Origin of the sequence: Bradyrhizobium betae (assembly GCF_004123905.1) — a bacterium.
Classification (GTDB): Bacteria; Pseudomonadota; Alphaproteobacteria; order Rhizobiales; family Xanthobacteraceae; genus Bradyrhizobium; species Bradyrhizobium betae_A.
Window position 1 is genome coordinate 175,820 of the sequence record NZ_MZXW01000050.1, and the last position, 13,530, is coordinate 189,349.

12 protein-coding genes are annotated in these 13,530 nt (G+C 64.8%); 6 read left to right on the top strand and 6 right to left on the bottom strand.

Annotated features, from left to right (window positions below; genetic code table 11):
• Nucleotides 1-102: 102 nt before the first annotated feature.
• Genes B5V03_RS33360 through B5V03_RS33375 form a run of 4 tightly spaced genes read right to left on the bottom strand, consistent with a single transcriptional unit; the run spans nucleotide 103 to nucleotide 4,057 of the window.
• Nucleotides 103-1,140 carry a Gfo/Idh/MocA family protein gene (locus B5V03_RS33360; RefSeq protein WP_129274622.1) on the bottom strand — a complete coding sequence of 346 codons (1,038 nt, stop codon included), beginning with the start codon at nucleotides 1,138-1,140 and terminating at the stop codon, nucleotides 103-105.
• Nucleotides 1,130-2,176 carry a Gfo/Idh/MocA family protein gene (locus B5V03_RS33365; RefSeq protein ID WP_129274623.1) on the bottom strand — a complete coding sequence of 349 codons (1,047 nt, stop codon included), beginning with the start codon at nucleotides 2,174-2,176 and terminating at the stop codon, nucleotides 1,130-1,132. The genes B5V03_RS33360 and B5V03_RS33365 overlap by 11 nt, the downstream gene beginning before the upstream one ends.
• Before the next feature lie 10 nt (nucleotides 2,177-2,186).
• Nucleotides 2,187-3,335: an N-acetylglucosamine-6-phosphate deacetylase gene (locus B5V03_RS33370; protein WP_129274624.1), complete on the bottom strand. Its 1,149-nt coding sequence runs from the start codon at nucleotides 3,333-3,335 to the stop codon at nucleotides 2,187-2,189.
• Complete coding sequence (locus B5V03_RS33375; protein WP_129274941.1) at nucleotides 3,332-4,057, bottom strand: glucosamine-6-phosphate deaminase; 726 nt, start codon at nucleotides 4,055-4,057, stop codon at nucleotides 3,332-3,334. The genes B5V03_RS33370 and B5V03_RS33375 overlap by 4 nt, the downstream gene beginning before the upstream one ends.
• A 185-nt stretch (nucleotides 4,058-4,242) precedes the next feature.
• Here B5V03_RS33375 and B5V03_RS33380 point away from each other — a divergent pair, with 185 nt between their 5' ends.
• From B5V03_RS33380 to B5V03_RS33395, 4 genes are all read left to right on the top strand, one after another.
• Nucleotides 4,243-5,280, top strand: a complete 1,038-nt coding sequence (locus B5V03_RS33380; RefSeq protein WP_129274625.1) for a LacI family DNA-binding transcriptional regulator — start codon at nucleotides 4,243-4,245, stop codon at nucleotides 5,278-5,280.
• A 113-nt stretch (nucleotides 5,281-5,393) separates the two neighbouring features.
• Nucleotides 5,394-6,737 (top strand): extracellular solute-binding protein, encoded by a 1,344-nt coding sequence (locus tag B5V03_RS33385; RefSeq protein WP_129274626.1) that lies wholly within the window; start codon nucleotides 5,394-5,396, stop codon nucleotides 6,735-6,737.
• Nucleotides 6,738-6,801: 64 nt separating this feature from the next.
• Nucleotides 6,802-7,689: a carbohydrate ABC transporter permease gene (locus B5V03_RS33390; protein WP_129274627.1), complete on the top strand. Its 888-nt coding sequence runs from the start codon at nucleotides 6,802-6,804 to the stop codon at nucleotides 7,687-7,689.
• Entirely contained in the window at nucleotides 7,686-8,540 is an 855-nt protein-coding gene (locus tag B5V03_RS33395) for a carbohydrate ABC transporter permease (RefSeq protein ID WP_129274628.1), read from the top strand. The genes B5V03_RS33390 and B5V03_RS33395 overlap by 4 nt, the downstream gene beginning before the upstream one ends.
• A gap of 152 nt (nucleotides 8,541-8,692) precedes the next feature.
• On the opposite strand, the gene pxpB is transcribed toward B5V03_RS33395, so the two are convergent.
• Nucleotides 8,693-9,448, bottom strand: a complete 756-nt coding sequence (pxpB, locus tag B5V03_RS33400) for a 5-oxoprolinase subunit PxpB (RefSeq protein WP_129274629.1) — start codon at nucleotides 9,446-9,448, stop codon at nucleotides 8,693-8,695.
• A 140-nt stretch (nucleotides 9,449-9,588) separates the two neighbouring features.
• Here pxpB and B5V03_RS33405 point away from each other — a divergent pair, with 140 nt between their 5' ends.
• Nucleotides 9,589-10,365 (top strand): LamB/YcsF family protein, encoded by a 777-nt coding sequence (locus B5V03_RS33405; RefSeq protein ID WP_129274630.1) that lies wholly within the window; start codon nucleotides 9,589-9,591, stop codon nucleotides 10,363-10,365.
• Nucleotides 10,366-10,512: 147 nt separating this feature from the next.
• Here B5V03_RS33405 and B5V03_RS43090 read toward each other — a convergent pair whose 3' ends face one another.
• The gene (locus B5V03_RS43090; protein WP_245502420.1) at nucleotides 10,513-11,082 is read right to left on the bottom strand and encodes a RidA family protein; all 570 of its coding nucleotides are present in this window, start codon (nucleotides 11,080-11,082) and stop codon (nucleotides 10,513-10,515) included.
• Nucleotides 11,083-11,202: 120 nt separating this feature from the next.
• On the opposite strand from B5V03_RS43090, the gene B5V03_RS33415 reads away from it, so the two are divergent.
• Complete coding sequence (locus tag B5V03_RS33415; RefSeq protein WP_129274631.1) at nucleotides 11,203-13,524, top strand: molybdopterin guanine dinucleotide-containing S/N-oxide reductase; 2,322 nt, start codon at nucleotides 11,203-11,205, stop codon at nucleotides 13,522-13,524.
• The last annotated feature ends 6 nt before the right edge of the window (nucleotides 13,525-13,530 follow it).

A 13,530-nucleotide genomic window follows, 5' to 3' on the forward strand; every position in this document is an offset into this window, starting at 1 on the left:
TTAAGGGTCGTGACCGAAACGCGAGATGTGATGCATTACGATAACGATGCGATCTCGCGCGAATAGGGGTCGTTGGCCGCCGCGCTCCCCGGGCCGACATCGTCACCCGCATTCCTGGTCTCGGGACCTTTCGCCCCATCGCATGGGCTGTCCGCCGTTTGCCGCGCTCTGCTGAGCAAGGATTGCGATGCGCGTGGCTCGCAGGGCCTCCGTTGCCGGAATTTGCAAGGCCTCGCCACGGACGAGATGATCGAAGGCGAAGCCGGCAGGCGAGGCGCCCGCGGGCAGGCCGACTTCGCGCCGGGGTCTCGTCGCGGTCTCGACCAGCAGTCGATTTTCCGCGAAGAGAACGTCAGCACGCCCCTTCGTCCCGGAGATCCGCATGGCATAGTCGCCATGCCGTGGCGATGCTTCGGGCTGGATCCAGTCGACTTCGATCGCGCATTGCGGGCCGCCATCGCAGGCGAGGATGGCGCGCCCCAGCGCGGGAAAGTCCGTCGTGCCGGCAGCCGGGATCGGCGAGACCCAGCCGCTGACGGTGCCGCTGGTGTATCCCGTGAGCCAAAGCGCGAGATCGATGTCGTGAACTGTCAGGTCGGCGAGAATGCCACCATAAGTCGATGGCTCGAACATCCATGCTGGACGACGGCTTGGGATGAGCTTGTGCGGCCCGGTTGCGGTGATGGATACGATGTCTCCAAGCTCGCCACTGTCGATGATCGAGCGGAGCGCGAGCGTAACAGGATAAAAGCGCTTCTCCAGCAGGAGCGTCAGCAGATCGCGCCCGGCGAGCGCCTCCTCGATGAGGGCGAGCTGATCCATGGTCACGACCATGGGCTTGTCGGCGATCGCGAAGATGCCGCGGCGTAACAGTTCGGCGACGATCGGGGCGCGAAGACCGAATTCGGTGAAGACCGCAGCCGCTTGAATCCGATGCGCATCCAGAAGCGCGCGCGGGTCGGCGTAGCCGGGCGCCATCGTGCGGCGCTCAAGCTCGGCGCGTCGTGCGGCGTCACGATCGGCAACCGCCACGACCCTGACGTCGGTTCGGTTCGCAATCTCGGACAGCACATATTCGACATGCGGGTGGGCTGCGCCAATGATGGCGATGTCGATTGTCTGCGAGCCATTAGCCGGCATGAATGACCTCCGGCGCAACCTCGCTGGGGCTGATGGCGCGACCTTCCGCGGCCGAGCGATAGATGGCGTCGACCAGTCTGGCGGCTTCGAACCCATCCCTGAACGAGCTCGCGGTCGGCCGTCGCTCCCGGATGGCCCCAACAAAATCGCGCCATTGCGCGACATGTCCGTCGATCCCGATGGCCTTGGGATCGCTGGCGGCACTTCCTATGCTGGCTGCGCTTGGCGGCTCCGCAACGCCGGGAAAGTCCCAGCGCACGATGCTGTCGTTGGCGAGCTCGCAACTGCCGCGATCCGTGAACAATCGAAGCATGGCTGGCCGCCCCGGCGGCAGCGCCGTGCTCGTCACGATCACGCCGAGCGTGCCGGATGCGAAGGAGAGCAGCGCTGCTGTCGTGTCCTCGACGGCGTGCGCGTGTCCGAGCGTCGCCATCTTGCCTTGAACACTGTCAACGGTTCCGAACAGCCAAAGCATCAGATCGAGATTGTGAACGCCCTGATTGAACAGCGAGCCGCCGCCGTGCTCCGTTTCGCTGCGCCACGGCTTCTCCGCATAGTACGCGTCGGAGCGATACCAATGAAGCGCCGCCTCGATCAGGCGCGGCTGTCCGAGGCGGCCTGTGTCGAGGAGGTTCTTGATCGCCTGATGCTGCGGCTCGAGACGACGCTGCGAAACCACACCGCATGTCAGCTGCGAGCGCTCGGCGGCGCGGACCAGGGACGCCGCCTCGGCGGGATCGACGCAGAGCGGTTTCTCGACCAGCACGTGCCGTCCGGACTCGATCGCGGCAAGCGTGACGTCATGGTGGGCGCCGCTCGGGGTGCAGACCACGACCGCGTCGATCGCGGCATTGGCCAGCATCGCATCAGTGGTTGGGAAAGCCGGAATGGGTTCGCCGTTGGTGCAGGCTGCGATCTGCTCGGGCGTGCCGCCGGCGATCGCGGACAAGACGGTCTCGTCGAGTGCGTGGATCGCCCGCGCGTGCGTTTCTCCGATCGCCCCTGGGCCGATCAACCCGATGCGAAGCCGGTTCATGTCTTGGTCCTCAGGGGGTGCACGGGTAAGGCCGGCCCGCGACATAGACCGTATCGGGCGCAAGCGATCCATCCTCGCCGAGACGGAAGCACAGCAGATCGGCCGGGGCTCCCACCGTCAGCGCGGGAAGGTTGAACGGCAAGCGCGGATTGATTGTTGCGAGCCTCAGCGCCTCCGCCAGGGTCAATCCGGCCATGCGTCTGGCCGTGGCTATTCCGAAGGTGAGGCTGACGGCTGCTCCCGCCAGAAAGGAGGTGCCGACGACTTCCAGCCGGCCGTTTGCTTTCAGCTCGACCTTGCCGCCGATCGGCGCGTCATAAATTCCGGGCGTGCAACCCGCGAGGGCGGCGGCGTCCGACACCAGTATCGATCGATCGAGGCCCTTTGCACGCAGCATGGCCTTGAAAGTCTCGGGCGGAAGGTGATGGCCATCGGCGATGAAGCTCGCCCACAGCCTGTCCTCTGCCAGTTGAGTCCAGATCGGGTTGGGATGTCGCGGCAGCGTGGCTGCGATGCCGTTGCCAAGGTGCGTCGACAGCGTTGCTCCGGCCGCGACGGCTGCGGAGATCTGATCCGGTGTCGCACCGGTATGGCCGAGGGCAACACGAACGCCGCGCGCATGAAGGCCGCGCACATAGGCGTCCGTTTCCGGCCAATGCGGCGACAATGTCACGAGACCAACGAGGTTTCCGCTGGCCTCCTGCCACGCGTCGAACTCGTCGAGGCTCGGCGGCCTGACATGCTCGGCCGGATGCGCACCGCGCGCGCCGTCCTCCGGCGCGATGTGCGGTCCTTCGACATGCACGAAGGGCATCGCGTGCCTGACGAGAGGATCGCTATCGCGCGCTTGCGCAACGGCCCGCAATGCATCGACGATCGCATCATGCGAGGCCGTGATCAGCGTCGGGGCAAAACGCGACACGCCGCTCCTGTGGACGGCCGCAACGAGATCGCAGACCGTTTGGGGATCAGGGCGGGCATTGAGATCGTGGCCGCCAAAGCCGTTCAGTTGCAGATCGAACAGTCCGAGCGACAGCCACAGTCCGTCATCATCACCGCCGGGAAAGATGTCTGTGATCCAGCCGTCCTGAATGACGATCGTGCGATTCTGTCTGGTCTCGGGGTCTCGGCCTGAGACGCGCGTTGCCGGATCCGTCATGCGCGTGCCGGTGTTTGCGATGCGAGCCGCGGCGGCGTGGAATCCTGGTCGAGATACAGCGCGCATCGCGGATGCGTGCGGAGCGCACTCGCCGGGCAGGCCGCTCCGATCGGGCCGTACAGGGATTGCTCGACGGCGGCGCGTTTGGATGCGCCGGGCACGACGCAGAACAGCTGGCCGGCGTCCAGCAGCCTGGGAATCGTCAGTGTGATCGCGTGCGTCGGGACGTCCGCAAGCGTCGGGAAACACTCGTCGTCGACCTGCTGTTGCCGGCATATATCGTCGAGCTCGACCACCTTGACCTGCTTGGTATCGTGCAGATCGGCAACCGGCGGGTCATTGAAGGCGAGGTGACCGTTGACGCCGATGCCGAGGCAGACGATGTCGATCGGGGCTTCGGCAAGAAGGCTCGCATAGCGCGCCGCTTCCTGCTCCGGATCCGGCTCTTGCCCAATGAAGTGAACGGCGCCGAAAGCGACGCGCGAGAACAAGTGATGCGTCAGCCAGGCGCCGAAACGCTGCGGCGCATCCGCGGCAAGTCCGAGATATTCATCCATATGGAAGGCTGTGACGCGCCGCCAGTCGATATCACGCTCGCGCGCGAGGGCGTCCAGCATCTCCCCTTGGCTCGGTGCCGCCGCGAAGATCATGCGCACCGTGCCCTGTCGCGCCAGGCGGTCGCGGAGCGCGGCAGCGACGTCTGCGGCAGCCGCCCGGCCCATCGCATCCCGCGTTTTGAATGTCGCGATTCCAGGGCGTATCGAAGCCGTCATGCTCATCCGTGATCTTGCCGGGCCTGCCGTCACCCCGTCGCAGAGAATGTGATGCAACCGGTTGCATGTCAAGCTTGCGCCCCGGGCTCGACCAAGGCATGTAGTTGAATGCGATCCAGAGAAGGCGGCCTGCGGTGAAGCGCGATTCCGACAGCGGCGGGAAGGGACGTCCATCGATCGTGCCGACGATCAGCCAGGTGGCGAAGGCCTCCGGGGTTTCGCGCGCGACAGTGTCGCGCGCCTTCTCGCGGCCCGAGATGCTGACCGAGGCGACCGTCCGGCGCGTCAAGGAGGTTGCGGGCAAGCTCGGCTATGTGCCGAACCAGGTTGCCCGCGCATTGTCGACCGGGCGCCACGGCAATGTCGCGCTCATTGTCTCCGATGTCGCGAACCCGTTCTTTCCGCCGCTGATCAGGGCCGCTCAGCTGCGTGCCGACCAGGCGGGCTTGTGCGTATTCCTCGGTAATTCGGACGAGGATCCTGCGCGTGAGGAATTGCTGGTCGGCCGCTTCATTGGTCAGGTGGAAGGACTCGTCCTCGCTTCGTCCCGCCTCGACGAAGAACATATAAGGCGCCATGCGACGCGGCGGCCTCTGGTCCTCATCAATCGCGATATCGAAGGTATTACACGGGTCTTGATCGATACGGCGCCCGGGGTCGCGGCTGCGATCGCGCATCTTGCCGAACTCGGGCACCGGCACATTGCCTATGTCAGCGGCCCCACGACATCGTGGTCCAACCAGCAACGGCGCAACGCTGTCCGGCGTGAGGCGGAGAAGCGCGGGCTCAAGGTGATCGCGGTCCCTGCGCGCCCGCCATCCTACGACACCGGCCGGTTGGCGGCCACCCAGATCGTCGCCAGCGGCGTCACCGCGGCGATCGCGTTCGACGACCTTGTCGCTCAAGGACTTATGGCCGGGCTCGCTGCGCTCGATGTCGAGGTGCCGAAATCGTTCAGTGTCGTCGGCTGCGACGATGTCCTCGGCGAAACCACCTACCCGCCGCTCACCACCGTGTCGGCGCGCTGCGCCGATGCGGGCGATGTCGCAGTCGGCCTTCTGCTCAGCCAGATGAATGGCGGCGTGTCGGGGGAGATTCGCCACAAGCTGAACTCCCATCTCGTCATTCGCGCCAGCACCGGCCCGGCGCCATTGAAGCGACGAGGCCGCTGACGATTTAGTCAATGGCCTTCGAAAGCGGCATCGGATCGCAATTGACACGCAACCGGTTGCATGCGAGCTTTTTCGCAGAATTTGTCTTAATTCCGGATGCGAGAGTGATCCTCATGGTGAAACCCGTCGGCAGGTTCGGCTATGTCACGCGTCGCGAGGACAGCACTCGCCCGGCGAATTTGGTTCGTCGGTCATGGCGGTCGGCAACGCTGCTGCTGGCGCTGGCTGTTGCGCTACCGGCGTTTGCTTCGCCTGCGTCGGCGGAGAAGCTGACCATCTGGAGCGGGTGGCCTGATCTGGTCCCGTTTTACAAGCGCGTCGGCGACCAGTTGAAAAGCAAATATCCGGATCTCGACATCAGCGTCGAGGCCATTGCCCTGCGCGAGCATGAGAAGCGGCTGGCATTGTCGCTTCCGTCAGGTGCGGCCGGCGACGTCATCGAGATGGAGGTCGAGGCGGCGCGGTATCTCGAGGCCGGCCTCATTCCAGAGCCGCCGGCGTCGATCGTCGATTTCGTCAAGGCCAATTACGACATGACGCGTGTGAAGACCGCCATGTACGACGGCAAGATCTTCGGTGTGCCGCTGTTCCAGGGGCAGGGCGCGTTGTTCTACAACACCGAGATGTTTGCCAAGGCCGGCCTCGACGGCGCTCCTAAGACCATGGCTGACTACACTGCGTACGCGCAGAAGCTCGCGCAGCGCGATGCGTCCGGCGTGCCGACGGTGAGCGGATGGAGCTTGCGCCTCAGCGGCGGCGGCTCGGGCATCGCGGAGAAGTACTGGACCATCCTCTATAACCACGGTGGCACGCTGCTCGAGGAGAAGGGCGGAAAATGGCGCGCGGCCTATGCGAGCGCGGCCGGCCGCACCGCGCTCAAGCAGTATCTCGACAACGTCGTGGTCTATCGGACGGTGACGCCCGAGATGAAGGCGGATGCCGAAGCCTTCGAGCTCGGCCAGACCGCGATGTTCATTCGGGAATCCTGGGTGATTGGCGATATCGCCAAGAAGGCGCCCAACCTGAAATACGCCACGGCGCCGTTGCCCAAGGGCACGCTGATGGTTCCGGTCGATCTCTACGTGCCGAACAAGGGACCCAAGAGCCAGATCGCCTGGGATTTCGTTCAAAAGGCAAACGAGCCGGAAAATCTGCTCTGGTTGCTTGAGAACACGGCCTGGGTCCCCAACCGCAAGGGCCTCGACTACTCCGCAGTCCTCAAGAAAATCCCGCAGCTCGACGCATTCGTCAACGTTCCCTCAGGCTACGTCTTCTTCACGGTGCCGGCGATCAGCCCTGCCAGCGAAATCCTCACCCGGCTTGCGGCGCGGCTGGAGAAGGCGTTCACCGACAAGTCGCTCGCAGGCAACGACGCCGCGATCGATGCTTTCCTGAAGTCCGCGGCCGAGGAGAGCGACAAGATCCTCGCCCGGGAAGATTTGCTGGCCAAACCCTAGAGCTTCCGACAGGGACCCACTCAATCCAGGCGCCGGCCGCAGACCGGCGCTTGCCGGAGGATCCATGCGCACCACGCCGAAATGGCTGTTTCCAGTTCTGGCGCTGCTTCCGGTCCTCGCCCTCTATGGCTGCATCCGCGTCTATCCGATCATCGAGACGCTGCGGCTCAGCCTGTTCCAATGGAATATCATCTCGCGGCGCAAGCCGTTCGTCGGCTTCGCCAACTTCGTCGAGCTGGCGAGCGACCCGCTGTTTCTCGAAGCGATATTCAACACCACCATCATCGCCTTCAGCGTCGTGGCGATCACCATTCCCGTCGCCCTCGCGCTCGCCGCCCTGATCAATAACCGGCAGGGGCTGCGGCGCAGTGGCGTCTACGAGGCCTCGGTTTTCCTGCCGCACGTCGTCTCGCTGGTTCCGGCGGCGATGGCCTGGAAATGGATTTTCGACGCCCGGCTCGGGCCGCTCAACGCCTTGATCGGATTTTTCGGAATCCCGGCCCAGTCGTGGCTGTTCGACCCCGTCTTGTCCCTCGTATGCCTGATCGTGCTCTGCTCCTGGCAGGCGATCGGCTATGCCGTCCTCATCTTCCTCGTCGGACTGAAGAACGTTCCGGATGCGCTCTATGAGGCCGCACGCCTCGACGGCGCCTCGTCGCTTCAGGCCTTCCGCTACATCGCCGTGCCGCTGTTGAAGCCGGTCATGCTGTACGTGTCGGTGATCACGCTGATCTCGTCCTACAACATCTATGCGCAGGCCTTCGTGCTGGCATCGGACGTGCAAGGTGCGCCGGGACACCTTGTTCGCGTCCTCGTCCTCGACATGCTCGAAAACAGCTTTCGCAATTACCGCGTCGGCTATGCGGCCGCTGAAGCCGTCGTGCTGCTTGTCATTGTCCTCATTCTGACCGGTGCGCAGTTCAGGCTGTTCCGTGATCGGAGCCGCGCGTGAGCGAGCACGAGCATCCGTCCGTTGTTGGCCAGAACCGTATCGTCGGCCTCGTGATCGACGCCGTTCTATGCGTCGTCAGCCTGATGATGCTGCTGCCGCTGGTGTTCCTGATCAGCAACGCGTTCAAGACGCCGCCGGAGCTGCTGGTCTGGCCGCCGACCGTGATCCCGCACCAGCCGACGCTGGACAACATCGTCAGCGTCCTGCGCGAAACGCCGCTGTTCCGCTGGATCGGCAACTCGCTCATCTTCGCGACGCTCTCGACCGCGAGCATCGTCTCCACGTCCGCGATCGCAGGCTATGTGCTCGGCAAGTTCGATCTGCCGGGGATCCCGGTCATCTTCGGCGTCATCATCGCGACGGCGGTCGTTCCCTTCGAAGTCTACATGATCCCGCTCTACCTCAACGTCCAATCGGCCGGACTGTTGAACACCTGGCCCGGGCTTCTGGTCGGCTATCTCGTCATGAGCTTCGGCATCTTCCTGATCAGGCAGTACGTGATGACGTCGATCCCCGACGAGCTGCTGGAAGCTGCGCGGGTGGATGGCGCGGGGGAAGGCTGGATCTTCCTGCGGATCGTGTTGCCGCTGATGCGCGGCCCATTGGGCGCTCTCGCCGTGCTCGCGTTCTTTCAGGCCTGGACCGCATTCGCGTGGCCCCTCGTCGTCATGACCAACAAGGACACCTATACGCTCGAGGTTGGGCTCGCGTTGTTTCAGACCGGTTTCACCGTGGATATCGGTCGTCTCAGCGCGGCCGCGGCCCTGGCGCTGGTTCCGAGTGCGCTGTTCTTCTCGCTGATGCGCCGAAATTTCGTGCGCGGCGTCGCCGCAAGCGGTCTGAAGGAGTGATGTCCGCCGCGCGATAGGATTCAATCGAACGCCTCAAAACGCACGCGTCCCCCGGGACGGCGCTGAGCGAGCTGCGGCAGATCCGCCGAGATCCTGAAGGGGCGTTGCGAGACCAGCCTCGACGATTTCGAGATCAACAGACATCGCACAGCTCAGGCCTTAAACTCTTCTTTCCCGGCGATGATCGCGCCCGTCTCCGCCGCGCGCTCGAGCGCGGCAAATTCGGCAACAGCGATGGGGTGAAACCGCAGCAGATCGCCGGCGCGGAACAGGAAAGGCTCGTGCGTGCGACGCGGATCGTAGGAGCGCACCGGCGTGCGCCCCAGCATGTGCCAGCCGCTTGGCGCAGCGAGCGGTGGCGCAACTGCCGCCTGCTGGCCTCCGACCGAGACGCTGCATGGCGGCGTCACGAGCCTGGGCTCCGGGCGCCGGTCGACATGAAGTGCGGGATCGAGCCCGCCGAGATAGGCAAATCCCGGTATGAAGCCGATCATGTAGACACGGTATTCGGCTGCACTGTGCCGCGCCACGATCTCGTCCGTCGTCGTGTCGAGCCGTTGTGCAAGCCAGTCGAGGTCCATCCCGTTGTCGCCGCCATAGGCGACCGGAACGGTCCAGCGGCGGCGGACCTGCCCTTCCGGGGGGAGCGGCGGCCACAGCGCCATGATCTCGGATTCGATGTCGCGCCGTGACAGCAGGGTCGGATCGAAGCAGACCAGCAGCGTGCGATAGGTCGGTACGATCTCCACGATGCCGGGCAGCGCGCGCCCGGTCAGCGCATGGTCGAGATCGACGACGCGCGCGTTGACGTCGGCATTGATGCCGTCTCCGATTTCGACCGTCAGCGCAGCGTCGCCGGATTGGCGGAAGCGCGGCATCGCGTAGAGTGTATCGTTCATCATGCTCATTCATGCCGTCGCGAAGCTGTCAGACCCATGCATGCTCTTCGAAAAGCATCACTGTCCCATGCAAGCCGCGCGCCGAATTTGTCGTGACGCGCACCGCGCATCATGCGTATATCGAACCAGCGCGACATGCGAGGGCGATGATGACTCTGATCGATATGAACTGCGACATGGGCGAAGGCTTCGGCGTCTATGCGCTCGGCGACGATGCCGAGATGCTGCGCACCGTCACCTCGGCCAACATCGCCTGCGGCTTTCACGCCGGCGATCCGCTCGTCATGCATCGCACCTTGAGCGAGGCGAAGGCCAACGGCGTGCAAGCCGGCGCACATCCCGGGTTCCTCGATCTCTGGGGTTTTGGCCGCAGGCCGATTCAGGGCGAGCGGCCGGCCGACATCGAGAAGATCGTGCTCTATCAGGTCGGCGCGCTGATGGCGCTGGCATCCGACGCCGGCCATCCTGTCCGCCACGTCAAGACTCACGGCGCGCTCGGCAACATCGCCGCGGAGGATCGCGATCTCGCCGAAGCCGTGGCGCGCGCGATCCGCACCATCGACCGCAATTTGATCTTCGTGGTGATGCCTGGCCAGGAGACCGAGCGGGCCGGCGAGAAATTCGGCCTGCCGCTGGTGCGCGAGGTCTATGCCGATCGCGCCTATGCCGACAACGGCAATCTGGTGTCGCGCCGCCTTGCGGGAGCCGTCATTCATGATGCCGAGCTCGCGTCCGAGCGGGTCATTCGCATGATCGCGGATCGTGCGATCACGTGCCTGTCGGGAACGCGGCTGCCGACCCGCATCGACAGCGTCTGCGTCCACGGCGATACGCCGGGCGCGGTTGCGATGGCGCAACGCCTGAAGGCGCGCCTTGCGGCGGCAGGCGTCACGCTGGCGCCGATGGCTGAGGTCATCGGTGCCTGATCGCCTGCGGGCCTCTCCTTCACGAGAGAACGCCGTCTCGCGATCAAGCTAGGCGTGCCTCGCTCACCCGGGGTACGAGACCGCTGATTTGCCCGACGGGCAAAACACCTTGTAAGGCAGGCGGCGTGTCAACCCTGATTGTCGGCTTCAGGCCTGAGGCGGTCGTGCCGCGATGGCGGTCATCTCGAGTTTGACGCCCGGCCCGAGATCAGCGACGCCGATTGCGGCGCGCGCCGGCAGATGAGCCTCGGCGAAATGCGCCTTCCAGGCTGCATTGAACTCTGCCTTCTCCTTGAGGCTGGTCATATAGATCGTCACTTGCAGGACGTTGGCCAAATCGGATCCGAGGGTCTTCAACAACTGGGCCAACTGCTTGAGGACGTCGTTGGCCTGGCCCGACATATCGAGGCTCGCGTCCTCGGGAACAATTCCACCGATGTAAAGCACGCCATTATGCTCGACCACTTCGTGGAGCAGACCTTCGTAGGGCAAGACGCGCTGGATCATGATGAGACCGATGTTGCTGCAGGGGATGCGCGGCATATCGCACATTTCGATGTCAGTGTCGTCGGAAGAGATTGCACGCGAAGCCATGCCGAAAGCGGGACTGGGCATGCCCCGCATGCGGTCTCGTAAAATATTGAAAATAAAAGAATAAATGGCTTTTGGTGTCGCCGCCGGTCGATTCGGCGAGAGTTCGCCAAGGTGTCCTTGCACGAGGCCCCGGCATTTCCGCCGGCCTTGAGCCCGACGACATCGCGGAGCGGATCGGTATACTGGCACCCGAATTGACACCGGAGCGGCCAGCCTGCGCAGGACCGCAACAAGGATCAGATGATGGACGATACGATTGGTTTCCCCGATCCCGGCCTCGACCTCTCGGACGGCTTCAAGCCGCACACCTCGCATTGGGGCGTGTTTTCCGCGCGCCAGGGCAAAGCGGGGCTCGAGGTCAGGGCCTATGCCGGCGATCCCGATCCGAACGGCATCATCGACAATTTCCCAGGCGCGCTCCGCCACCAGGCGCGCATCGCGCAGCCGGCGATCCGCCGTGGCTGGCTCGAGCGCGGGCCCGGCCCGGACGATCGCCGCGGCCGCGACGAGTTCGTCTCCGTGAGCTGGGAGAAGGCGCTCGATCTTCTCGGCGACGAGCTCGGCCGCATCCGCGACACGCGCGGCCCTGGCGCCGTGTTCGGCGGCTCCTATGGCTGGTCGAGCGCGGGCCGCCTTCACCACGCTCAGAGCCAGGTGCATCGCTTCCTCAACATCGCCCTGGGCGGTTATGTGCGCTCGGTGAATTCCTATTCCTCGGGCGCGTCCTCCGTGCTGCTGCCGCAGATCCTTGCGGGCTACGAGGATATCACCAAGCGCAACGTCACCTGGGAGCAGATCGCTGATAATACCGACATCGTGCTGGCGTTCGGCGGCATGGCGCTGAAGAACTCCATGGTGGCCGGCGGCTCGATCAGCAAGCATGTCGAGCGTGACGCCATGGCAGCGGCGCACCGGCGCGGCTGCGAGTTCATTCTTGTCAGCCCGCTGCGTGAAGACCTGCCTGTCGAAGCCGGCGCCGAATGGATGACCTGTGTTCCGAGCACCGACACCGCGCTGATGCTCGGCATCGTTCACACGCTGGTCAGCGAGAATTTGCACGACCAGGCCTTCCTCGATCGCTACACCGAGGGTTGGCCGGTCTTCCTGCGCTATCTCACCGGCGAGAGCGACGGGCAGGCGAAGCACGCCGAATGGGCATCCGGGATCTCAGGTGTCGATGCGGACACCATCCGCAAGCTCGCGCGTCGCCTCGCCGGAAAGCGCGCGCTGATCACCGTCTCCCATTCGCTCCAGCGCGCCGAACATGGCGAGCAGCCAGTGTGGATGGGCATGGTGCTGGCGGCCGCACTCGGCCAGATCGGCCTTCCCGGCGGCGGCTACGGCTATTCGCTCGGGGCGATCGGCTATTACGGCCGCCGCGTCAACGACGTGCCGGGGCCGACGCTGGGGCAGGGCCGCAACGGTATCAGGGATTTCATTCCGGTCGCGCGCATCGCCGACATGCTGCTCAACCCCGGCAGCACCTATCGCTACAATGGCGAGACGCGCACCTATCCGGACATCCGCTTGGTCTACTGGGCCGGCGGCAATCCCTTCCATCACCACCAGGACATCAACCGCCTGCGCAAGGCGTTTGCGAAAGTCGACACGTTCGTCGTGCATGATCTCGGCTGGACCGCCACCGCGCGGCACGCCGACATCGTGCTGCCCGCGACGATGACGCTCGAGCGCGAGGACATCGGCTATTCCAGCAACGATCCGCTGATGGTCGCGATGCACCGGATCGCCGAGCCGTTTGGCCTTGCGCGCGACGACTACGAGATCTTTGCCGATCTCGCCGAGCGTCTCGGCGCCCGCGAGCCTTTTACGGAAGGCCGCACGTCACGGGAGTGGCTGGAACATCTGTACGAGCCGACCCGCGCATCGCTCGAAGCGCGCGGCCTGGAGGCGCCGAGCTTCGACGAGTTCTGGAAGCGCGGCAGCCTGGTCGTTCCGCAGCAGCCCGACGATGGCGGCCGGCTGCGCAGTTTTCGCGAGGATCCGGTCGCCCATCCGCTGCCGACGCCGAGCGGACGCATCGAGATCTTTTCGCAGAAGATCGCGGGCCACGGCGATGCGGATTGTCCGGGACATCCGGTCTGGCTGGAGAAGACCGACATGCCGAAGCCGGGTGCGCCGTGCTTCCTTGTCGCCAATCAGCCGGTGACGCGCCTGCACAGCCAGCTCGATTTCGGCGGACATTCGCTTGCCGCAAAGCATCGCGGCCGCGAGGTCGCGCGCATGAACCCGGTTGACGCCGACGCGCGCGGCATCAAGGACGGCGACATCATCCGCCTGTTCAACGACCGCGGCGCCTGCCTTGCCGCAGTCCACGTCACCGACGGCATCGCGGCCGGTGTCGTTCAGCTTCCGACCGGCGCCTGGTACGACCCGATGGACCCCGAGGACGAAGCGCCGCTCTGCGTTCACGGCAATCCGAACGTGCTCACTCGCGACATCGGCACCTCGTCCTTCGCGCAGGGCTGCACCGGGCAACTGACGGCGGTCGAGGTCGAGAAGTTCACCGGCAATCTGCCGCCGATCCGGGCGTTTGATCCGGTGTAGCGGAAG